The sequence below is a fragment of the Pseudomonas sp. GM60 genome (genome assembly GCF_000282415.1).
GTDB classification, from domain to species: Bacteria; Pseudomonadota; Gammaproteobacteria; order Pseudomonadales; family Pseudomonadaceae; genus Aquipseudomonas; species Aquipseudomonas migulae.
The window spans coordinates 1-22,189 of the sequence record NZ_AKJI01000082.1; the positions used below are offsets into that span (position 1 = coordinate 1).

Consider the following 22,189-nt stretch of genomic DNA (forward strand, 5'->3'; position numbering starts at 1 on the left):
AGGGGCAAGAGCCCTTGGTTACTTGGGGCTTTTCCAAGTGACTCGCCGTAAGGGCGAAACCAATAGCCGCCGTTACCGCAGAAACGGATATGTACACAATCAAAACGAGCGAACGCCAGACCTCAAGACCGCTTCGCCGGCAAGCCAGCTCCTACAGAATCAGGCTCAGGATTCAACTGCTCCCACAACTCCGCCGCACCGGGAAATTCCGTGCCGTCTTCGGCACTCATATCATCTGGATCATAACGGCTCAAACACCCCTCCCCCAATGTCGCGGGAGCCTTGGAAGTAGCTTTGTCCAGTGGATCAGCCATGGTCATGTCCTCAGTGCAGAAACGGCGAAGGGCCTGGAACGATTGAACGCCCAGGTCCTTCGAATTTCAACCGCGTCGTGTGACGGTCAGAACACTACAGTCTTATTACCGTGCACCAACACCCGGTCTTCCAAGTGATAACGCAGACCGCGGGCCAACACCATTTTCTCGACATCACGACCGAAACGCACCATGTCTTCGATGCTGTCACTGTGGCTGACGCGCACAACGTCTTGCTCGATGATCGGGCCGGCGTCCAGCTCTTCGGTCACGTAGTGGCACGTCGCACCGATCAACTTCACCCCACGCATGGAAGCCTGGTGATACGGCTTGGCACCGACGAACGACGGCAGGAAGCTGTGGTGAATGTTGATGACCTTGTGCGCATACTCGCTGCACAACTCGGGCGGCAGGATTTGCATGTAGCGGGCAAGTACCACCACTTCGGCATCGTGCTGTTTGACCAGGCGCGAGACTTCGGCGAACGCCGGCTCTTTATCCTGCGGATTGACCGGTACGTGGTAGTAAGGAATGCCGTGCCACTCAACCATGCTGCGCAAATCATCATGGTTGGAAATCACACAGGAGATTTCGCAATCCAGTTCATCGCTGTGCCAGCGGTGCAGCAAGTCGGCCAGGCAATGGGACTCACGGCTTGCCATCAACACCACGCGCTTCTTCTGCGCGGTATCGGTAATGCGCCAGTTCATCGAGAACTCTTCGGCAATCGGCGCGAACGCCTCGCGAAAAGCCTCGATACCAAAAGGCAGCGAGTCGGCACGAATTTCGTGACGCATGAAAAACCAGCCACTGAGATTGTCCGAGTGGTGGCTCGCTTCAGTGATCCAGCCGTTATGTGACGCCAGAAAGTTACTGACTTTAGCAACGATGCCGACGCGGTCCGGGCAAGCAATCACCAGCCGAAAAGTGCGCATGAGGGGGAAACTCCAGAACTTCGCAAAGGCCGCCATTCTAGCGATTGCGCAAAAAAACTGCAGTATAGATGACACCTCGCGTTGAGCTAGGGCCGCTGGCACAAGCGTTGAGGGCTGTCGGTTACCTGCGCGATGGTGATCCTGTCAGCATTCTTCAAGCATTCAATTGTGAATATCTGTGATACCTGCGTCACACTATTTAACTGCACATCCAATTTGCGCCCTATTCATCGCAACTAATTTAAATAAACCCCGGTTAAATGTTTACTTGATGAAACACCCTGACTATTATTGCCGCACTGTCCCCTGCCATCCAGCGCACAACATAAGGTAGTCCCCATGTCCTTGATCAACGAATATCGTGCCACCGAAGAAGCTATCAAAGAGCTGCAAGCCCGTTTGAAGAACCTGTCCCAAGACGACAAACTGCAAACCGAGCTGGAATTCGAAGGCAAACTGCGCACCCTGATGGGCGAATACTCCAAGTCCCTGCGTGACATCATTGCGCTGTTGGATCCAGAATCCAAAACCAAAGCACCACGCGGCGGCGCAGTAAAAACTACTGGCACCAAGCGTGCTCGCAAAGTTAAACAATACAAAAACCCGCACAACGGCGAAGTCATCGAAACCAAAGGTGGCAACCACAAAACTCTGAAAGAGTGGAAAGCCAAGTGGGGCGGCGACGTGGTTGAAGGTTGGGCTACCCTGCTGGGCTAAGCCGCAAAGCTTGCCGCAGACCCATCCGCGACAAAAAAGAACGCCAGCAATCGCTGGCGTTTTTTTATGTCCGAGATTCAGGCCCGTGCATTTTCATTTTCAAAGATTCAAACGTTTGCGCAATGCCTGGACATAATTGTTCCACTCATTGAGCACCTCTTGCTGGAATGGCGTCGCAGTAATGTTCAATTGGGCTGCAGCTTCTACAAATGCTTCCAGGGTATTGGGCGCCCCGCACTCGGGCGCTGACAAACGTTGCTGACAGAATACTCGCCAGCGTTCTTGCTCTTCGAAACTCAACGTTTCGGGAAAGTTACGTGCGCGATATCGAAACAATAATTCAGGCAAACGTTCATCATCGAAAGGCCATTGCTCTTGCGCTAATTGCGCCGGGTCAGCCGCCCGGACTTGCTCACAAAGACGCCGGTCCCGATCACCGATAAAACCATCGTATAACTGTTGTTCAGGGTCTTGGCTCTGGGCGAAATCCTCTCGGGCATAAATGGCCTGAACTTTATCTCGCCAAATTGTTTGTGCGGCACTTAGTCGCAGCGTGCGTTCCTGATAAAGCGCCATATCCAGCCCCAGTCGTTGCTGATCATCGGGACGAAGCACCGACAACGGCGCCACCACTGGGCATTTGTTGATGTGGATGAGTTTGAGCGGTACCGGCAGTTCGCCTTCGGCCAGTTCATCGCGACGGGTATACAAACGCTGGCGCAAGGTCTCGGCATCCAGGTCGAGCAACCCCTGGGGATCCAGGTGCAGGTCACAAACAATCAGCGCGTTCTTGTTGCGCGGATGCCAGGCCAGCGGCAACACCACGCCGACATAACTGCGTGCCGCCGAAAAACGCCCGGAAATGTGTACCATCGGCTGCAACAGCCGAATCTGATCCATCACCTTTTGTTTGCTGCGCAACTGAAACAGCCAGTCGTAGAGCTTCGGCTGTTTTTCCCGGATCAGCCTTGCCAGTGCGATGGTCGCGCGAACGTCCGACAGCGCTTCGTGAGCATTGCCGTGATCGATGCCGTTGGCGGCGGTCAGGCGTTCGAGTTTGAGCGTCACCCGCCCTTCGTCATCCGTCGGCCAAACCAGGCCATCGGGCCGCAAGGCATACGCCGCACGCACCACATCGATCAGGTCCCAACGACTGTTACCGCCCTGCCACTCGCGGGCATAGGGGTCGAAGAAATTTCGGTACAGGCTGTAACGAGTCATCTCGTCGTCGAAACGCAAGGTGTTGTAACCCGCGCCACAAGTGCCCGGTGCCGCCAGTTGCGCGTGTACCCGAGTCATGAAATCGGCTTCGCTCAAACCGTGTTCGGCCAGTTGGCCCGGCGTGATGCCGGTGATCGCGCAGGCCGCCGGATGCGGCAGGATGTCTTCACTGGGCTGGCAATAAAGATTGACCGGCTCGTCTATGACATTGAGATCAAAGTCAGTGCGCAGCCCCGCCACTTGCAGTGGGCGGTCGCAACGCGGGTTGATGCCGGTGGTTTCATAGTCGTACCAGAAGATCGAGGTCACGGGCTATTCCTGAACTGAAGATCGGCGAAGTCTAGGCGTTCACATCCCGCCCCGGCCAGTAATCTTGCATTCAATCGCCGATGACCACGCACCGTGCAATACATAGTTATGTCGTTTCCCCCCGTGAGGCTGCTAGCATCGGACGCACAGAGAATCCCGATCAGGCCACATCATCAGGTTGCCCATGCTCGAGACCACAGCACTGCAAAGGAAAGCGAAGCTGTCCCCGCCACTGGATACGCGGTATCAGGTTGAAACGCCGGAAGGCATCGACTTGCCACTGCGCCCGGCCGGGTTGATGGTCCGTGCGCTGGCGTTCTCCATCGACCTCGGGCTGCGCGGGCTGATTCTGGGTCTGCTGTTTATCGTCCTCGCGTTTCTGGGAAAACTCGGCGCAGGGCTGGGCTCGATCCTGCTGTTCGCAGTGAGCTGGTGGTACATGGTGTTGTTCGAAGTGCTCAATCAGGGGCGCTCGCCGGGCAAGCAATGGATGGGGCTGCGGGTGGTGCAGGATGACGGCACGCCGATCGGCTGGTCCGCTTCACTGTTGCGCAACCTGCTGCGATTTGTCGACCTGTTGCCGTTCGGCTATTTCCTCGGCGCCATCAGTTGCCTGCAACACCCCAGCTTCAAACGCCTCGGCGACGTGGCCGCCGGCACGCTGGTCATCTACCGCGAACAGCCGCTCACCCGACCGCAAGTGCCCGACGCCGAACCGCGACGTCCGGCCTTCGCCATGACGCTGACCGAGCAACGCGCCATCCTCGGGTTTGCCGAACGCCAGGGTGAACTCTCCGAAGCGCGGGTCAATGAACTCGCTTCTATCCTCGCCCAACCGTTGAACGTCCCTGCGCCACGGGCGGTGGCGGAACTCAACGGCATCGCCCGCGGTTTGTTGGGTCCCGCATGAAGCAAAGTCTTTTCGAGAATCGCCACAAGGCTGAATGGGCGCAGTTTTCCCTCATGCTCGACAGGCTGGAGCGCAATAAAGACACCTCACGTGTCGCCAGTTTTGCGAAAGACTATCGCCGGCTATGCCAGCATCTGGCGCTGGCTCAGGAGCGTGGATACAGCAGTTTCCTGATCGACTCATTGCAGCAACAGGTCCTGCGCGGGCATCAACAACTTTATCGACATCGCAGCCGCCTGGGTGCCAATGTGCTCGGCTTCATCCTCGCGGATTTTCCGCGGCTGGTGCGCGAACAGTGGCGCTTCGTGCTGGCCGCCAGCCTGATGTTTTTCGGCAGCCTGATCGGCTTCGCGCTGTTGGTGTATCTGTTCCCGGACCTGGTCTACAACCTGATCCCGGCACAACAGGTCAGCGACATGCAAAGCATGTACGACCCCAACGCCGGACACCTGGGTCGCTCGGCGGAACGGGCGGCCAGTGAAGACTGGGTGATGTTCGGCTTCTACATCATGCACAACATCGGCATCGCTTTTCAGACGTTCGCCAGCGGTTTGCTGTTTGGCCTGGGCAGCGCGTTTTTCCTGTTCTTCAATGGCTTGATGATCGGCGCGGTGGCCGGGCACCTGACGCAGATCGGCTACGGGCAAACCTTCTGGTCGTTCGTGATCGGCCACGGTGCTTTCGAACTCAGCGCCATTGCCCTGGCGGGTGCCGCCGGCCTGCAACTGGGCTGGGCACTGATCGCACCGGGGCGCCTGCCACGCGCCGAAGCCTTGCGAGTCGCGGCGCGCAAAAGCGTATTACTGATTTGCGGGGTCATGCTGTTTCTGTTGATCGCTGCATTTATCGAAGCCTACTGGTCATCCATGACCGGGCCGGCACCGATGACCAAATATCTGGTCGGCGCGACGCTGTGGTTTTTGGTAGCAATGTATCTGCTGTTTGCCGGACGGAGTCGTCATGCGCCTGAGTGACGCGACCGTGGTGATCCGCCCTCGAACAACCTGGGAAGCCATGGACCTCGGCGTCCTGCTGAGTCAGCGGCACCGACGCCTGTTGATGACCAGTTGGGCCATCGTGACCTTGCCGGTTTTCGCCCTGCTCACCTTGTTGTTGTGGGATTCACCGTCCCTCGCCGCCTTCATTTTCTGGTGGCTGAAACCGGCGTTCGAACGCCTGCCGCTGTACATCCTGTCCAAAGCCATGTTCGGTGAAACGCCCACCTTGAAACAGGCGCTGCGCCAATGGCCGCGACTGCTCAAGCCACAACTGCTCGCCAGTCTGACCTGGCGACGCTTGAGTCTGAGTCGCAGTTTCCTGATGCCGGTGGTGCAACTCGAAGGCCTGAGTGGGCAAGCGCGGCAACAGCGCTTGCAGGTGCTGTTGCAACGCGACGGCGGCGCGGCGCGCTGGCTGACGATCATCGGCGTGCATCTGGAAAGTGCACTGTGGGTCGGCCTGATGGTGCTGTTTTATCTGTTTCTGCCGCAACAGGTTGAATTGGACTGGAGCTGGCAAACGCTGCTGTCCGCCGCCACACAAGACTGGCGCTGGCTGGAACACCTGACCAACGTGTTTTACGTGTTGGTGCTCGTGGTGTGGGAACCGGTTTACGTGGCCTGCGGCTTCAGCCTTTATCTGAACCGGCGCACGGTGCTGGAGGCCTGGGATATCGAGCTGGTGTTCCGCCGTCTGCGCCAACGCTTGAGCAGTACCGCTGTCGTGTTGCTGATGGCCGCTTTTCTGTCGATGCCAGCGGCGCAAACCGTGTGGGCCACCGAGCCCGCGACCACACCGGACAGCCCGCGTCTGCTGGAGCAGCCTCTGACCAGCCAGGCGTCCCGGGACAGCATCAAGGCGATCCTCGATCAGCCGCCATTCAAGAACAAGGAAACGGTCACCCGCTATCGTTTTGGCGGCGAAGACAAATCCGCCACCGAAACCCCGGACGATGGCAAGGCCCCCGAGTGGCTGAAGGCGCTGCTCAAGTTGCTGGATAACCAGCGCTTCGGTGCATTGGCCACCCTGATTGAAGTGCTGCTGTGGGGTACGGTGATCGGGGCCATCGGTTTGTTGATCTGGCGTTACCGCGACTGGTTGCAGGCGTTCGTCAGTCGCCGACCGGCGTTACCGCGCAAAGTCGCACGGTCGCTGCCACAGCAAGCATTCGGCCTGGACCTCAACCGTGAAACCCTGCCTGCCGACATCGCCACCAGCGCTGAAAGCCTCTGGCAAACCAACCCGCGTGAAGCTCTCGGATTGCTTTATCGCGCCCTGCTCAGTCACTTGCTGCACGACTACAACATGGCGCTGAAACCGGCCGACACCGAGGGCGAAGTGCTGGAGCGCGTTGAGCACCTGCAGCAACCCGCGCTGCTGACTTTCAGCAAAAAACTGACGGGGCACTGGCAGAACATGGCCTACGGGCATCGCCTGCCACCCGCGCAGGTGCAACAGGAACTCTGTGATGGCTGGCGGGCGCTGTTCGGCCCGGGAGCGGCGCATTGAACCGGAGGCTCTGGCTGGCGGTCGGCGTGTTCATCGCTGCGCTGTTGGCTGCGCTGAGTGTTTATCTGTTCTTCAAGGCAACGCCCTATCAGGCAGACATCGATCACGGCCCTTCGCCCGAAGCCCAGGCCAACCCTTATCTGGCCGCCGAACACTTCCTGCGCAAACAGGGCCTGACCGTCGGCCATGCCAACAGCCTCGACGTGCTGCCGACGCTGGACCCGCACCAGCACAGCCTGTTGTTGCTCGGCGACCGGTACAACATGACGCCACGGCAGATTGACCAAGTGATGAACTGGACCCGCGCCGGTGGGCGCCTGTTGTTCATCGCCGAATCACTGTGGGATGAAAAACTCGGCCAAAGCAATGACCTGCTGCTCGACCGGGTGCAGGTGCACCAGTCACTGAGCAAAGACCTCAAGGACCCGCCACCCGCTACCGGTGAGGATCCTTACCCCAACCTGACCAAACTGTATCTTGAGGATGAAGACGCCCCGGCCTACGCCACCTTCGATACCGCGTTCCATCTCGAAGACCCGAACAATCTCGCGCAAGCCTGGGCCAACAGCGGCAAGGCCACGCACATGATGCAGCTCAACCAAGGGCTCGGCTCGATCATCGTGGTCACCGACGCCGACCTGTGGAAAACCCCGGCCATCGACCAGTACGACAATGCCTGGCTGCTCTGGTACCTGACCGCGGACACCCAGGTGACGCTGCTGTTCAACACCGATCACGACAGCCTGCTGACCTTGTTGCTGCGCTATTTCCCCCAGGCATTGGTCGCGCTCATCGCCCTGATCGGCCTTGGCCTCTGGCATGTCGGCGTGCGCCACGGCCCATTGATTGAACCGGCACCGAGAGCCCGTCGACAACTTCAGGAACACCTGCGTGCCAGCGCCGATTTCATCTTGCGCCGCAGCGGTCAGGACAGTCTGCTGCAAGCCTTGCAGCAAGACATCCTGCGCCGGGTGCGGCGCCGTCATCCCGGTTTTGAACAACTCGGCGTCGCCGAACAATGGCTGGTGCTCGCACGCCTGACCGGCCAACCCACACGCGCTATCAGCCAGGCCATGAGCCCGCGACCGAAGCAACGGCTGTCCAGCGTTGAATTCAGCCGTCAGGTCGCCCACCTGCAAACCTTGAGGAACGCCTTATGAGTGAACAGATCGAGCCCGGCGCGCCTAGCCATGCCGAGCAGCAACGCCAGCGCGCCAGTTACCTGGCCCAAGCAGTTAGAGTTGAATTGCAAAAAGCCGTGATCGGCCAGAACACGGTGATCGATGACGTACTCACCGCGTTGATTGCCGGCGGTCATGTGCTGCTCGAAGGCGTGCCGGGGCTGGGCAAGACCTTGTTGGTGCGCGCCCTCGCCCGCTGCTTCGGTGGCGAATTTGCGCGCATTCAGTTCACCCCGGACCTGATGCCCAGCGACGTCACCGGCCACGCGGTGTACGACCTGCAAACCGAGCAATTCAAATTGCGCAAAGGGCCGTTGTTCACCAACCTGTTGCTCGCCGACGAAATCAACCGCGCCCCGGCGAAAACCCAGGCTGCGCTGCTCGAAGCCATGCAGGAACGGCAAGTCACCCTCGAAGGCCGCGCCCTGCCCATCGCGCAACCGTTCATGGTGCTCGCCACGCAAAACCCCATCGAACAGGAAGGCACTTACCCGCTACCGGAAGCCGAGCTCGACCGCTTCATGCTCAAAGTGCGCATGGATTACCCCGACGCCGAACAAGAGCTGAACATGGTGCGTCAGGTCAGCCGTTCGACCCGGGCCGACATGCTCGATGTGCAACCCCTGCGCACCGTGTTGCAAGCCAAGGACGTGCTGGCCTTGCAACGCATCGCCAGTGATTTGCCGCTGGACGATCAAGTCCTCGACTACGCCGTGCGCCTGGCTCGCACCACCCGCAGCTGGCCCGGCCTGACCCTCGGCGCCGGGCCTCGGGCGTCCATCGCGCTGGTGCGCTGCGCACGAGCACGCGCCTTGTTGCGCGGCGGTGAATTCGTGATTCCGGATGACATCAAGGGTTGCGCGCTGGCGGTGTTACGCCATCGCGTACGCATTGCGCCGGAGCTGGATATCGAAGGGCTGGAGGTCGATCACGTGCTGCGGCAACTGCTCGATCAAGTGCCGGCGCCACGTCTGTGAAACCCTCGCGCCTGCTGCTGATCTGGCTCGCAATCCTGCTGGTCATCGGCATCGTGCTGGGCACCTTGCGCGCACTGGACATTGCGCTGCCCTCAAGCCTGTTGTCGATCCAATGGGGTTTATTGCTGGCGCTACTGGCCCTGGCAATACTCGATGCTTTGCGCCTCACGCGCCTGCACTCGCCCCGGATAACACGACAAATGCCCGGCAGCCTGGCCCTCGGTCGCTGGAGCGAAGTTCGACTGGAGGTCTGGCACAACTTTCCTCAACCGCTGACGATCCAGATTTTCGACCATGTCCCCGACGGCCTGAACTTCGAAAACCTCCCCCTGTCAGTCGAACTTCAGCCCGGTCAGCACAGCCAGGTCGGCTATCGCCTGCGCCCGCTCAAGCGTGGCCACTTCAGCTTCGATCACTGCGAAATCAACCTGCCCAGCCCATTGGGCCTGTGGTACGGCAAACGGCTTCTGAGCGTCACCGATCACACCCGCGTCTACCCCGACTTCGCCCGCCTCTACGGCGGCCAACTGCTGGCGGTGGACAACTGGCTCAGCCAGCTCGGCGTACGCCAGCGGCAACGACGTGGCCTGGGTCTGGAGTTTCATCAGCTACGGGAATTTCGCGAAGGCGACAGCCTGCGCCAGATCGACTGGAAAGCCACCGCCCGCCAGCGCACCCCGATTGCCCGGGAATATCAGGACGAGCGCGATCAGCAGATCATTTTCATGCTCGATTGCGGAAGGCGCATGCGCAGTCAGGACGGCGAACTGGCGCATTTCGATCACGCGCTCAATGCGTGCCTGCTGTTGAGTTACGTGGCGTTGCGCCAGGGTGATGCGGTGGGTCTGAGCACCTTTGCCAGCGATCAACCGCGTTATCTCGCACCGGTGAAAGGCGCCGGGCAACTCAATGTGTTGCTCAACACGGTCTACGACCTGAACAGCACCCAACGCAGCGCTGACTATCAAGCCGCGGCAACTCATCTGCTGGCCCGACAAAAACGCCGCTCGCTAGTGGTGTTGATGACCAATCTGCGGGACGAAGACGACGAGGAGCTGCTCACGGCTGTCAAACGCCTGAGCAAGCAGCATCGGGTGCTGGTCGCGAGCCTGCGCGAAGGCGTACTCGACAGCCTGCGTCAGACAACCGTGCAGACCTTGTCCGATGCATTGGTCTATTGCGGGACGGTGGACTTCTTGAATACACGGGCCGAACTTCATGAACGGCTGAATGCCCATGACGTGCCGGTACTGGATGCAAGCCCTCATGAACTGGGCGCCGCGCTGGTGACGCGCTACCTGGAATGGAAGAAGGCAGGTGTCTTTTAGCTTTTGTCACGTACTACGAATAAAAAATGCCCTCAAAACGCCCAACAGGTAGAACGTTTTGCGACGATCATAATTTGAGTCGATGCGGATTGAAAAAGACACCCAATCGCGAGCAACTGAGTGATGAAACCGTGCAATGATCAAAATAACAGCTGTAAAGCCCCGAAGGAGATTACGCTCTTTTAAGAGCTCCACAGCTCAAATGCTACTTTGCCTAAAATCATCCAACCACAACAAAAAACGACTATTGCACATTAAACCAGCCGCTGGTGTACCAATCCGTGCCATTCCCGTTCAGGTCTAGGAACCTATAATGGATAGCGTTGTTGCCAACTCTCATTGTAAAGTCCGTCTTAAAGTTAAACGGATTTTCCTTCACAGAATGGCCATCCGAATGATAATGCTGACTATTTTTATCATAGTATCTCAACTCCATATAGGGCCACTCCGCGTGAACTGATAATTCCACACCCGGACCGCGAGGAATAGTCTGGCCAGGTGAGGGATAGTAGAAGGGACGTTGAACAATTAGTGGTTCCGCAATTTCGGCTTGCTGCTCTTTTTGATCAGTCATGCTTTTAAGCTCCGAAAATAACTTGGCCAGAAAGGTGGCAAGCACAATCTAGAGCGATAAAAAACCCATGACACCTGTCACAACTGACAGTCCCGACCAACGGCTATCACTGTCAAACGCTGCAAATTCCCACGCGATGAGCCTCTCCCCGCCAACTTTACAACCTCGACTCACGCAGACGCCGGCAACGGCTGAAAACTGAAGTACTGCTTCAACGCCTCCACCAATTGCCCAAACTCCGGCGGTGCCCATTGCAGGCTGAACCCGGCGTCATAGTGGTGAGGTGTCGCATCTTCGTGGCACCACAGGCAGCAGGCCTTGAGGTCGATGACCTGCTGGCAGCCATCGGCCATGGGGATTTTCAGGCGCAGATCAAAATCGGCGCCGATCATCATCGGTAACTGACTGATGAGCATCAGCCCGTCTTCAGAGACGTTGCCCAGGAAACCAATCGGTTTGTCGGTGACGCTGTTGAACACTTTCAGAAAATACGGCAGTTGATGCCGCTCGATCCGGCGGTCAGTGAACATGCTGATTTCGCTACGCAAGGCCCTTAAGCAGGGCCGCACTAATACTTCGGAACGGGCCTGCCTGCCGTTATCAAACAAGGGCCAGGCAATGAGCGCGCTCTCCCCGATCCCGGTGCGGCAGTCCATGAAACCGCTGCCACTTACGCCTGCCGATCACAGGTGTTACGTCGATTTAGAAACAAGGCTCTAAACCGGTTATTCGACTATAGCTCACCACCGCCGGTGAGCCAGTGGTTGAATGACCGCTGCAATCAGAACCGCGTAGGGCGCACCGCCGCCGCACTGCGCAGCGGGTAGTGACCCAGCGACTGCAAGGTTTCCAGCCGGGCGCGGGCGCGGTAGGCGTACTCGCTTTGCGGGTACGACGCCTGGATGAACTGGTAGGTTTGCGCCGCATCCACGAACATTTTCTGCCGTTCCAGGCACAAACCGCGCAGCATCGACACTTCTGGCCATACATAAGGCCGTGCGCGGCTGGCGCGTTCGACTTTGGACAATTCGAGCGTCACTTGCTCGCAATTGCCACGGTCGTAAGCACTGTAGGCATTATTCAAATGATGGTTCATCGAGAAACGGGTGCAGCCCACGACACTGAGGGCAAGGGCGGCTATGAGCACGAATCGCATGGGGGTTCTCCTGTCTTGAGCTCTGTATCGACCCGTAGGCGAAAATCTTCAGGAATGTTCATTTAAAGAAAGAAGCGAATAACAAAGCTCCTCACAAAAAGTAGTGCACATGAACAATGACTACACCCACGGACCATAGTAGCCTCACTCAGCGCTTGAACTCAGGAGTCTTTGCATGTCCGTCCGTCGTACCAAAATCGTCGCTACCCTTGGCCCGGCCAGTAACTCGCCGGAAGTTCTCGAACAGCTGATTCTGGCTGGCCTGGACGTCGCCCGCCTGAACTTCTCCCACGGCACCCCCGACGAGCACAAGGCTCGTGCGAAGCTGGTGCGGGACCTCGCTGCCAAGCACGGCCGCTTCGTTGCCCTGCTGGGTGACCTGCAAGGCCCGAAAATCCGTATCGCCAAATTCGCCAACAAGAAGATCGAGCTGAAGATCGGTGATCAATTCACCTTCTCCACCAGCCATCCTCTGACCGAAGGCAACCAGCAAGTGGTCGGCATCGACTACCCGGACCTGGTAAAAGACTGCGGCGTGGGCGACGAGCTGCTGCTCGACGACGGCCGCGTGGTGATGCGCGTCGATACCGCCACCGCCACCGAACTGAACTGCACCGTGACCATCGGCGGCCCGCTGTCCGACCATAAAGGCATCAACCGTCGCGGCGGCGGCTTGACCGCTCCAGCCCTGACCGAGAAAGACAAGGCCGACATCAAGCTCGCTGCCGAGATGGAAGTCGACTACCTCGCCGTGTCCTTCCCGCGCGATGCCGCCGACATGGAATACGCCCGTAAGCTGCGCGACGAGGCCGGCGGTACTGCCTGGCTGGTGGCGAAGATCGAACGTGCCGAAGCCGTGGCCGACGACGAAACCCTCGATGGCCTGATCAATGCGTCCGACGCAGTGATGGTGGCCCGTGGTGACCTGGGCGTGGAAATCGGCGATGCCGAGCTGGTGGGCATTCAGAAGAAGATCATTCTGCACGCTCGCCGCCACAACAAGGCAGTGATCGTGGCGACCCAGATGATGGAGTCGATGATCCAGAACCCGATGCCGACCCGTGCAGAAGTGTCCGACGTAGCCAACGCCGTGCTCGACTACACCGACGCCGTGATGCTGTCTGCCGAATCCGCTGCAGGTCTTTATCCGCTGGAAGCGGTGCAAGCGATGGCGCGCATTTGCGTCGGCGCTGAAAAGCACCCGACCAGCAAGACCTCCAGCCACCGCATCGGCAAAGAGTTCCAGCGCTGTGACGAGAGCATTGCGCTGGCGACCATGTACACCGCCAACCACTTCCCGGGCGTGAAGGCCATCATCGCGTTGACCGAAAGCGGCTACACCCCGCTGATCATGTCGCGGATCCGTTCCTCGGTGCCGATCTACGCGTTCACCCCACACCGCGAAGCTCAGGCGCGCGCCGCAATGTTCCGTGGCGTGTACACCATTCCGTTCGACCCGGCTTCGCTGGCGCCAAATGAAGTCAGCCAGGCGGCAATCGACGAACTGGTCAAGCGTGGCGTAGTGGAAAAAGGTGACTGGGTCATCCTGACCAAGGGCGACAGCTACCACACCACCGGCGGCACCAACGGGATGAAAATCCTGCACGTTGGCGATCCGATGGTCTGAGTGACCGGTTGCTGAAAAAGAAAGCCCCGCCATGTGAATGGCGGGGCTTTTTGCTTTCTGATCCAGAAGGTGTGTTGTTTGCGCGGGCCCCATCGCTGGCAAGCCAGCTCCTACAGGAGCGGTGATCACCCTGTAGGAGCTGGCTTGCCAGCGATGAGGCCAGATCAGGCACCGCAAATTCAATGCCGGTTGATAAACCCCGACAACGCCGCAATCGCTTCCGGCGAGCGCAACCGCTGGGTGAACAACGCGCCCTCTTCTTCTATCACCTTGCGCAATTGCTCCCGGTCCGGGGCTTTCATCAGCTGCTTGCTGATGCGCACCGCTTCCGGTGGCAGGGACTCAAACCTCAACGCCATCTCCCGCGCCTTGGCCAATGCCGCTTCGCCACTGCCCAGCGCTTCGGTCGCAATGCCCCACTCGGCCGCTTGCTCACCACTGAAACCTTCACCGAGCAACAACAATTGCGCCGCTTTGGCATGCCCGAGCAATCGAGGTAAAAGCAGGCTGGAACCGAATTCCGGGCATAAGCCGAGGTTGACGAAGGGCATGCGCAAGCGCGCATCACGGCTGACATACACCAGATCACAATGCAGCAGCAGCGTCGTGCCGATTCCCACGGCGGCGCCAGCCACGGCGGCGATCACCGGTTTGCGGCATTCGAGCAGGTTGAGCATGAAGTGGAACACCGGGCTGTCGAGGTTGCCCGGCGGTTGTTGAATGAAGTCGGCGATGTCGTTGCCGGCGGTGAAGCACTCGGCAGAACCGGTGATCAGCACGGCGTTGATTTCGGGGTCGGTGTCAGCCTGTTTCAACGCCTCGGCCAAGTGGCTGTACACCGCACGGGTCAGGGCGTTTTTCTTGTCGGGACGATTGAGGCGCAGGGTCAACAGGCCGCGTTCGCGTTCAATCTGGATGGCATCAGTCATGGTCGGTCTCGCGTCTGAAAAATCAGCGCTCAACCGCGGGGCAGGAAGACGTCGGCCAGCAGTTGATTGCGCGGCAGTCCCGCCAGGTACAGGCGCCGGGCGAAGGCGTCGACGCTGTCGGGGGCCCCGCAGAGTAAGGCCAGGGTTTGCCGGGAAACAAGCCGCAGTTGCGCCAAAGCCGCGGGCAACTCGGTCGGTGTCCACAGCTCGATGCTGAGGTTCGGGCGGCTGGCGGCCATGGCTTGCAGGGGTTTGGCCAGATAATGCTCATCGGCATCATGGGCCAGGTGAATGACGCGGATGGCGCCCTGATGATCCTGGCGCAGGGCTTCACGCAAAACGCCAAACAACGGACCCAGCCCTGTGCCGGCGGCCATCAGCCACAGCGGCCGGGTGTGCCAGTCGGCGTCGTAATGCAGCGCGCCGCCACGCAGTTCGCCGAGACGCAGCGAGTCGCCGATCTGCAACAGACGTGCGGCGTCACTGAATGCACCGGGCTGGCGACAATCAAGGTGAAACTCCAGAAAGCGGTCTTCTCCCGGCAGGCTGGCGAGGGAATATGGCCGCGCCACGTGACCGGCCCACAACACCAGATGCTGCCCGGCGCTGTAGCGCAACGGACGCTGAGGGGTCAGGCGCAAACGCAACACGCTGCTGCTCAACCAATCGACGGCGGCGACCTCGGCCGGGCTGCCGTCCTGTAGCGGATCGAAGGCATGCACCTGCAAATCCTCGACCACCTGACACTGGCACGCCAGGCGCCAGCCTTGCTGACGCTGCTCCGCGCTCAGGGCATCGGGGCGGCTATCACTCGGCAATCCTTGCGTGCATTGCACCAGGCACGCATGGCAACTGCCGGCGCGGCAACTGTAGGGAACGGACACGCCGTTCTGATTCAACGCGTCGAGCAGGTTGCTGCCCACTGCCACCGACCATTGACGATCGCCGACCCGCAACTCAGGCATCGACGTTCTCCCACGCCGCCGCGCAACGATTGCGGCCGTCGCGTTTGGCGCGATAGAGCGCCTGATCGGCACGTTGCAAGGCATCGTCGAGATCGTCGCCCGGCTCCAGCAGCGTCATGCCCGCCGACAGGCTGAGATTGCCGACCTTCAGGCCGATCAACTCGACATCGGTGAAGGCAATGCGCAGCCGTTCGCAGCAGGAGGTCAGGCGTTCGCCGCTGCAATCGGGCAGCAACACCACGAACTCTTCGCCGCCATAACGGGCCAGTACATCGCCCTCGCGCAGGCAGGCGCTGGCCACACCGGCGAAGGCTTGCAGCACTTGATCGCCAGCAGCGTGGCCGTGCATGTCGTTGATGCGTTTGAAGTGATCGAGGTCAATCAGCGCCAGGCCATGCAGCACGCCGGGTTCCATGGCGTTGAGCTCGCGGGAGGCCAGGCGCAGGAAATGCCGGCGATTGAACAGCCCGGTCAATTCGTCGGTGGCCACCAGGTCTTCGAGCTGGCGCATCATTCCGCGCAGGGTGTCCTGATGCGCCTGCAAGGCAAAGCGACGCTGCCGCATCCGCAGGCGTGAGGCCTGGACGTAACGGGCGTAAAGCTCCAGCCAGACCAGCACGATAAACAGCACGCACACCTGCAACGCGGCCAGCGCCGGATCGGCCAGTTGGAAGTGGTAGCCCTCCCACAGCGTGATCGCACTGAAACTGAAAAACACCAGCAACGCGCACCGCAAAAAGGCCCGACGCGACAGGTGAAACAGCCCGAACAACAGAATCAGCACGTAGAACACCAGGAACGCGCCACGTGCCTCATCCAGATTGGCGATCAGCCAGGTTTGCCAGCCCAGCCCCAGCAACACTTGTGCTTCGGTCAGGCTGGGGTCGGAAAAACGCAGGTTGCAACCGCTGTAAAACACCGCGAACAGTGCCGCCTGACTGATGACCACCAGTGCGCTGCCGACGGCGACATTCGCCAGGGGTTCATCGTAATGACCGGTGAAAAACGCCAGCCACAGCAGCAGTAGAGCCAGGGCGTAGGTGCCGGCCGCAAGGGCAAAACGTTTGAGCAAAAGGCGCTGGATAGCGTTATGGGTCAATCGTTGACTCACCGTGCGAAAGGAGGCTGACCGAGTGTCCTACTCTACAGACCGAATGCCACTTTAGTGGCGTGTCTGATAAATGACCATTCAATTTTCAGGCCGGAAAACTGGCGTCAAGGGCATGACTTTAGACCCTCCCTGAATTTGTGCATAAGCCTTTGTAGGAGCCAGCTTGCTGGCGATAGCGGTCTGACAGACACAAATACGCTGATTGCCCCATTGCCATCGCCAGCAAGCTGGCTCCTACAGAGAACAACGCTCCCGCAAGCCGAATCCGCCTGGCGGGCCTATGCGACCAACGATTGACTGCCGGCGCGTGTGCCCGCCTGCGAGGCGCGTTATACTGCCGCGCCTTTTTAGCGTCGCGCCAGCATGCCCGGCGTGCCTTGAAAGGTGCTTGCAACCGACCGATGCACCCAAGCTGCAAGCACCTTATTGAATGTTCCCGTCTTTTAGAGGAGCGCGACTCATGACCGTGATCAAGCAAGACGACCTGATTCAGAGCGTTGCCGACGCCCTGCAATTCATTTCCTATTACCACCCCGTGGATTTCATCCAGGCGATGCACGAAGCCTACCTGCGCGAAGAATCGCCAGCGGCCCGTGACTCGATGGCGCAAATCCTGATCAACTCGCGCATGTGCGCCACCGGCCACCGCCCGATCTGCCAGGACACCGGCATCGTCACCGTGTTCGTTCGCGTGGGCATGGACGTACGTTGGGATGGCGCCACCATGGGCCTCGACGACATGATCAACGAAGGCGTGCGCCGGGCTTACAACCTGCCGGAAAACGTCCTGCGTGCCTCGATCCTCGCCGACCCGGCGGGCGCTCGTAAAAACACCAAGGACAACACTCCGGCCGTGATCCACTACTCCATCGTTCCAGGTAACACCGTGGAAGTGGACGTAGCGGCCAAGGGCGGCGGTTCCGAGAACAAGTCGAAAATGGCCATGCTCAACCCGTCCGACTCGATCGTCGACTGGGTACTGAAGACCGTTCCGACCATGGGCGCCGGCTGGTGCCCACCGGGCATGCTCGGCATCGGCATCGGCGGCACCGCCGAGAAAGCCGCGGTCATGGCCAAGGAAGTGTTGATGGAATCCATCGACATTCACGAGCTGAAAAAGCGCGGCCCGTCCAACCGTATCGAAGAGATGCGTCTGGAGCTGTTCGAGAAGGTCAACCAACTGGGCATCGGCGCCCAGGGCCTCGGTGGCCTGACCACCGTGCTCGACGTGAAGATCATGGATTACCCGACCCACGCCGCTTCGTTGCCGGTGTGCATGATCCCGAACTGCGCCGCCACCCGTCACGCGCACTTCGTGCTCGACGGTTCCGGCCCTGCCTCCCTGGAAGCGCCACCGCTGGACGCCTACCCGGAAATCGTCTGGGAAGCAGGCCCATCGGCCCGTCGCGTCAACCTCGACACCCTGACGCCGGAAGAAGTGCAAAGCTGGAAGCCGGGCGAAACCGTCCTGCTCAACGGCAAGATGCTCACCGGTCGCGACGCCGCGCACAAGCGCATGGTCGAGATGCTGAACAAGGGTGAAACCCTGCCGGTGGACCTCAAGGGTCGCTTCATCTATTACGTCGGCCCGGTCGATCCGGTGCGCGAAGAAGTGGTTGGCCCTGCCGGTCCGACTACTGCGACGCGGATGGACAAGTTCACCCGTCAGATCCTCGAGCAAACCGGCCTGTTGGGCATGATCGGCAAATCCGAACGCGGCCCGACCGCTATCGAAGCGATCAAGGACCACAAAGCCGTTTACCTGATGGCAGTGGGCGGCGCGGCTTACCTGGTGGCGCAAGCCATCAAGAAATCCCGCGTGGTGGCTTTCGCTGAACTGGGGATGGAAGCCATCTACGAGTTCGACGTGAAGGACATGCCGGTTACCGTTGCCGTTGATAGCAAGGGTGAATCGGTACACATCACCGGTCCTGCCATCTGGCAGCAAAAGATCAGTGAAAGCCTGGCGGTAGAAGTGCAGTAAGCGCTTCACCGACCAAGCAAAGGCGACAGGGGTCATGCTCCTGTCGCCTTTTTTATTGCCCACTCATCCCCCCTGTAGGAGCGAGCCTGCTCGCGATAGTCGTCAACGATAACGCGTGTAATCTGGATAAACGCGGCGTTCCGGAGTCCATCGCGAGCAGGCTCGCTCCTACAGGGGAAAGCGCGCTCATGTTATGGTGCGCGCCCTCCGTACACATTGTGTAACGCCCAGCATGTTTGAGATCCCTCGCACCCTGCGCCTGACGCTCTACACCTTCCTGATCCTCGCCGGCGCAGCCCTCGCCGCCACACTGGCCATGCGTCATGCCGAGCGTCAGGCCCTGGTGGAAGACGCGGCCCGCGCCAATCTGCAACTGGGCCTGTACGCCACGTCCCTGCACACCCTGATTGAACGCTACCGCGCCCTGCCCGCCGTGCTGGCACTGGACCCGGAGCTGCGTTCGGCGCTCAACGGGCCGGCGACACCAGAACAGCAAGACGCGCTGAACCGCAAACTGGAAAAGATCAACGGCGCCGCCGAGTCCTCGACCCTGGAACTGCTCGATCACACCGGCCTCGCCGTGGCGGCGAGCAACTGGCGTTTGCCCAGCAGTTACGTCGGTCACAACTACGGTTTTCGCCCCTACTTCAGCCAGACCCGAACCCAGGGCACCGGACGTTTTTATGCAGTGGGCGTGACCAGCGGGATTCCCGGTTACTTCCTGTCCAGCGCCGTCACCGATGACGGCGGGAAGTTTCTCGGCGCCATGGTGGTGAAGCTCGAATTTCCCGAACTGGAGCGCGAATGGCGTCAGGGCAGCGACACGCTGCTGGTCAGCGATGCACGCGGGATCATCTTCATCGCCAATCAGCCGGGCTGGCGCTATCGCCAGTTGAAACCGCTGAGTGAAAGCGACCACGCCGAGCTCAAGGCCACCCGCCAATACGACAAGCAACCGCTGACGCTGCTCGGCTATCAATCATTGCGCCGCTTTGACGACAACAGCGAACTGGCGCGGGTCGAAGGCCCGGACGGCAAAGCGGATTACCTGTGGGAATCCCTGCCGCTGACCGCCGAGGGCTGGACGCTGCACTTGCTGCGGCGCCCGCAAGTGGCGTTCGAAGACAGTCGCAACGCCGCCCTCGCCGCTGCCGGGTTGTGGCTGACGCTGGTGTTTCTGTTGCTGTTCCTCAACCAGCGTTGGCGTCTGGCGAAGATGCGTCAGCGCAGTCGCGAAGAGCTCGAACAGTTAGTGGAAGAACGCACCCGCGACCTGCGCACGGCGCAGGACGGTCTGGTGCAATCGGCCAAACTTGCCGCCCTCGGGCAGATGTCGGCGGCGCTGGCCCATGAAATCAATCAACCGTTGACCGCCCAGCGCATGCAATTGGCGACACTGCGGTTGCTGCTCGATCACGGCCGGGTCGACGACGCCTATAAGGCACTGAAACCGGTGGATGAGATGCTGACGCGCATGGCCGCCCTCACCGGCCACCTGAAAACCTTCGCCCGCAAAAGCCCCAGCGGCTTGCGCGAGCGCCTGGACCTGGCTTCAGTGGTGGACCAATCGCTGCAAATGCTCGACACGCGTCTGCGCGATGAACAGGTCAGCACCGTGTTGCACCTGACGCGCCCGGCGTGGGTGCGGGGCGATGCGATTCGTCTGGAACAGGTGCTGATCAATCTGCTGCGCAACGCCCTGGATGCGATGCAGGACAAACCCTGCAAACGCCTGGAAATCCGCCTCGAAGCCGATGAACAACTGTGGCGCCTGAGCGTCATCGACAACGGTGGCGGCATCGCCGAAGAAAATCTGCCAAAGGTCTTCGATCCGTTTTTCACCACCAAACCGGTGGGCGATGGCCTGGGCATCGGTCTGGCCGTATCCTTTGCCATCGTTCACGAATCGGGCGGACGCCTGAGCGCCGATAATCACGACAACGGCGCGGTGTTCACCCTCACCCTGCCCATAGATCCGGAGGCGCCTGGCGCATGCTGAATTCTGTGATGGTGGTCGACGACGAAAGCAGCATCCGCAGTGCCGTCGAACAATGGCTGAGCCTGTCGGGTTTCGAGGTGCAGTTGTTCAGCCGCGCCGATGAATGCCTGGCGCAGTTGCCCAAGCACTTCCCCGGCGTGATCCTCAGCGACGTGCGCATGCCCGGCATGACCGGGCTGGAACTGCTCGCCGAAGTGCAGCGCCGCGATGCCGACTTGCCGGTAATTCTGCTGACCGGCCATGGCGATGTGCCAATGGCGGTCGATGCGATGCGCGATGGCGCCTACGATTTTCTCGAAAAACCCTTCAGCCCGGAAACCCTGCTCGGCAGCCTGCGCCGTGCGCTGGACAAGCGCCGACTGGTGCTGGAAAACCGCGCGTTGCACGAACAGGCCGATAACCGCGCCAAACTCGACGCGACCTTGCTCGGCGTGTCCCGTGGCTTGCAGACATTGCGTCGGCAAGTGCTGGATCTGGCGGCGTTACCGGTCAACGTGTTGATTCGCGGTGAAACCGGCAGCGGCAAGGAGCTGGTCGCCCGTTGCCTGCACGACTTCGGCCCGCGTGCCGACAAGCCGTTTGTCGCGCTGAACTGTGCGGCGATTCCCGAGCAATTGTTCGAGGCCGAGCTGTTCGGTCACGAGAGCGGCGCGTTCACCGGCGCTCAGGGCAAACGCATCGGCAAGCTCGAATACGCCGATGGCGGCACGCTGTTTCTCGATGAAATCGAAAGTATGCCGTTGGCCCAACAGGTGAAATTGCTGCGGGTGCTGCAAGAGCAGAAGCTGGAGCGCTTGGGTTCCAATCAGAGCATTCGCGTGGATTTGCGGATCATCGCTGCGACCAAACCCGATTTGCTGGATGAGGCGCGGGCCGGGCGTTTTCGCGAGGATCTGGCCTATCGGCTGAACGTGGCCGAGTTGCGCTTGCCGCCGTTGCGTGATCGACGCGAAGACATTCCGTTGTTGTTCGAGTCGTTTGCGCACAAGGCTGCCGAGCGGCTGGGTCGCACGATTGCGCCGCTGAGCGGCCCGCAGTTGAGCCATCTGTTGAGCCACGACTGGCCGGGCAATGTGCGCGAACTGGCGAACGTGGCCGAACGGCAAGTATTGGGGCTGGAAGAGCCCACGCCTGCGGGCATCGATCCGGGGCAGTCGCTGGCAGCGCAGCAGGAAGCGTTCGAAGCGCATTGCCTGCGCGCGGCGTTGACGCGGCACAAGGGCGATGTAAAAGCGGTGCTTGAAGAGCTGCAACTGCCGCGCCGCACGTTCAATGAAAAGATGCAGCGGCATGGTTTGACCCGCGAGATGTTCCTCTAAAAGCCAACACAAACCCTGTAGGAGCGAGGCTTGCCCGCGAAGAAGTCAGCGCGGTCTACCTGAAACACCGCATTATCGTTCTTCGCGGGCAAGCCTCGCTCCTACAGGATCCCGAACATGCGCGG

The 22,189-nt window shown here is 60.1% G+C and carries 20 protein-coding genes; 11 read left to right on the forward strand and 9 right to left on the reverse strand.

What is annotated here, in order from left to right:
• Window positions 1–122: 122 nt before the first annotated feature.
• Together PMI32_RS29925 and purU are read right to left on the reverse strand one after the other, a co-directional pair.
• A complete protein-coding gene (locus tag PMI32_RS29925; RefSeq protein ID WP_008031687.1) occupies window positions 123–314 on the reverse strand; it encodes a hypothetical protein in 192 nt (63 codons plus the stop codon).
• Window positions 315–400: 86 nt separating this feature from the next.
• Window positions 401–1,249, reverse strand: coding sequence for a formyltetrahydrofolate deformylase (purU, locus tag PMI32_RS09285; protein ID WP_008031689.1), 849 nt, complete (start codon window positions 1,247–1,249; stop codon window positions 401–403).
• A 339-nt stretch (window positions 1,250–1,588) separates the two neighbouring features.
• On the opposite strand from purU, the gene mvaT reads away from it, so the two are divergent.
• Window positions 1,589–1,966, forward strand: coding sequence for a histone-like nucleoid-structuring protein MvaT (gene mvaT, locus PMI32_RS09280; protein WP_007933316.1), 378 nt, complete (start codon window positions 1,589–1,591; stop codon window positions 1,964–1,966).
• A 99-nt stretch (window positions 1,967–2,065) separates the two neighbouring features.
• Here the strand turns inward: mvaT and sbcB are convergent, their stop codons facing one another.
• Window positions 2,066–3,496: an exodeoxyribonuclease I gene (sbcB, locus tag PMI32_RS09275; RefSeq protein WP_008031691.1), complete on the reverse strand. Its 1,431-nt coding sequence runs from the start codon at window positions 3,494–3,496 to the stop codon at window positions 2,066–2,068.
• A gap of 184 nt (window positions 3,497–3,680) precedes the next feature.
• Here sbcB and PMI32_RS09270 point away from each other — a divergent pair, with 184 nt between their 5' ends.
• The 6 genes from PMI32_RS09270 to PMI32_RS09245 are packed head-to-tail and all read left to right on the forward strand — an operon-like array spanning window position 3,681 to window position 10,400.
• On the forward strand, window positions 3,681–4,406 hold the full coding sequence (locus tag PMI32_RS09270; RefSeq protein ID WP_008031694.1) for an RDD family protein: 726 nt from the start codon (window positions 3,681–3,683) through the stop codon (window positions 4,404–4,406).
• Window positions 4,403–5,380 carry a stage II sporulation protein M gene (locus PMI32_RS09265; RefSeq protein WP_008031695.1) on the forward strand — a complete coding sequence of 326 codons (978 nt, stop codon included), beginning with the start codon at window positions 4,403–4,405 and terminating at the stop codon, window positions 5,378–5,380. The genes PMI32_RS09270 and PMI32_RS09265 overlap by 4 nt, the downstream gene beginning before the upstream one ends.
• Complete coding sequence (locus PMI32_RS09260) at window positions 5,367–6,914, forward strand: DUF4129 domain-containing protein (protein ID WP_008031698.1); 1,548 nt, start codon at window positions 5,367–5,369, stop codon at window positions 6,912–6,914. The genes PMI32_RS09265 and PMI32_RS09260 overlap by 14 nt, the downstream gene beginning before the upstream one ends.
• The gene (locus PMI32_RS09255; RefSeq protein WP_008031700.1) at window positions 6,911–8,074 is read left to right on the forward strand and encodes a DUF4350 domain-containing protein; all 1,164 of its coding nucleotides are present in this window, start codon (window positions 6,911–6,913) and stop codon (window positions 8,072–8,074) included. The genes PMI32_RS09260 and PMI32_RS09255 overlap by 4 nt, the downstream gene beginning before the upstream one ends.
• Window positions 8,071–9,072 (forward strand): AAA family ATPase, encoded by a 1,002-nt coding sequence (locus tag PMI32_RS09250; protein ID WP_008031702.1) that lies wholly within the window; start codon window positions 8,071–8,073, stop codon window positions 9,070–9,072. The genes PMI32_RS09255 and PMI32_RS09250 overlap by 4 nt, the downstream gene beginning before the upstream one ends.
• Entirely contained in the window at window positions 9,069–10,400 is a 1,332-nt protein-coding gene (locus PMI32_RS09245) for a DUF58 domain-containing protein (protein WP_008031703.1), read from the forward strand. Before PMI32_RS09250 ends, PMI32_RS09245 begins: the two co-directional genes overlap by 4 nt.
• Before the next feature lie 244 nt (window positions 10,401–10,644).
• Here the strand turns inward: PMI32_RS09245 and PMI32_RS09240 are convergent, their stop codons facing one another.
• The 3 genes from PMI32_RS09240 to PMI32_RS09235 form a co-directional block, all read right to left on the reverse strand.
• The gene (locus PMI32_RS09240) at window positions 10,645–10,974 is read right to left on the reverse strand and encodes a hypothetical protein (protein ID WP_008031705.1); all 330 of its coding nucleotides are present in this window, start codon (window positions 10,972–10,974) and stop codon (window positions 10,645–10,647) included.
• Between the two features lie 170 nt (window positions 10,975–11,144).
• Window positions 11,145–11,504, reverse strand: coding sequence for a PilZ domain-containing protein (locus PMI32_RS0128985; RefSeq protein WP_032828936.1), 360 nt, complete (start codon window positions 11,502–11,504; stop codon window positions 11,145–11,147).
• A gap of 251 nt (window positions 11,505–11,755) precedes the next feature.
• Window positions 11,756–12,130, reverse strand: coding sequence for a tetratricopeptide repeat protein (locus tag PMI32_RS09235; RefSeq protein ID WP_008031709.1), 375 nt, complete (start codon window positions 12,128–12,130; stop codon window positions 11,756–11,758).
• A 175-nt stretch (window positions 12,131–12,305) separates the two neighbouring features.
• Here PMI32_RS09235 and pyk point away from each other — a divergent pair, with 175 nt between their 5' ends.
• Window positions 12,306–13,757 (forward strand): pyruvate kinase, encoded by a 1,452-nt coding sequence (gene pyk / locus PMI32_RS09230; RefSeq protein WP_008031711.1) that lies wholly within the window; start codon window positions 12,306–12,308, stop codon window positions 13,755–13,757.
• Between the two features lie 179 nt (window positions 13,758–13,936).
• On the opposite strand, the gene PMI32_RS09225 is transcribed toward pyk, so the two are convergent.
• The 3 genes from PMI32_RS09225 to PMI32_RS09215 are packed head-to-tail and all read right to left on the reverse strand — an operon-like array spanning window position 13,937 to window position 16,750.
• Window positions 13,937–14,686 (reverse strand): enoyl-CoA hydratase-related protein, encoded by a 750-nt coding sequence (locus PMI32_RS09225; RefSeq protein ID WP_008031713.1) that lies wholly within the window; start codon window positions 14,684–14,686, stop codon window positions 13,937–13,939.
• 29 nt (window positions 14,687–14,715) lie between these two features.
• Window positions 14,716–15,651, reverse strand: a complete 936-nt coding sequence (locus tag PMI32_RS09220; protein ID WP_008031715.1) for an iron-sulfur-binding ferredoxin reductase — start codon at window positions 15,649–15,651, stop codon at window positions 14,716–14,718.
• The gene (locus PMI32_RS09215; protein WP_008031716.1) at window positions 15,644–16,750 is read right to left on the reverse strand and encodes a GGDEF domain-containing protein; all 1,107 of its coding nucleotides are present in this window, start codon (window positions 16,748–16,750) and stop codon (window positions 15,644–15,646) included. Before PMI32_RS09215 ends, PMI32_RS09220 begins: the two co-directional genes overlap by 8 nt.
• A gap of 472 nt (window positions 16,751–17,222) precedes the next feature.
• Here PMI32_RS09215 and PMI32_RS09210 point away from each other — a divergent pair, with 472 nt between their 5' ends.
• From PMI32_RS09210 to mifR, 3 genes are all read left to right on the forward strand, one after another.
• Entirely contained in the window at window positions 17,223–18,746 is a 1,524-nt protein-coding gene (locus PMI32_RS09210) for a fumarate hydratase (protein ID WP_007898341.1), read from the forward strand.
• Window positions 18,747–18,978: 232 nt separating this feature from the next.
• Window positions 18,979–20,745 carry a sensor histidine kinase gene (gene mifS / locus PMI32_RS09205; RefSeq protein WP_008031718.1) on the forward strand — a complete coding sequence of 589 codons (1,767 nt, stop codon included), beginning with the start codon at window positions 18,979–18,981 and terminating at the stop codon, window positions 20,743–20,745.
• On the forward strand, window positions 20,739–22,064 hold the full coding sequence (mifR, locus tag PMI32_RS09200) for a two-component system response regulator MifR (protein ID WP_008031720.1): 1,326 nt from the start codon (window positions 20,739–20,741) through the stop codon (window positions 22,062–22,064). Before mifS ends, mifR begins: the two co-directional genes overlap by 7 nt.
• Window positions 22,065–22,189 lie beyond the last annotated feature (125 nt).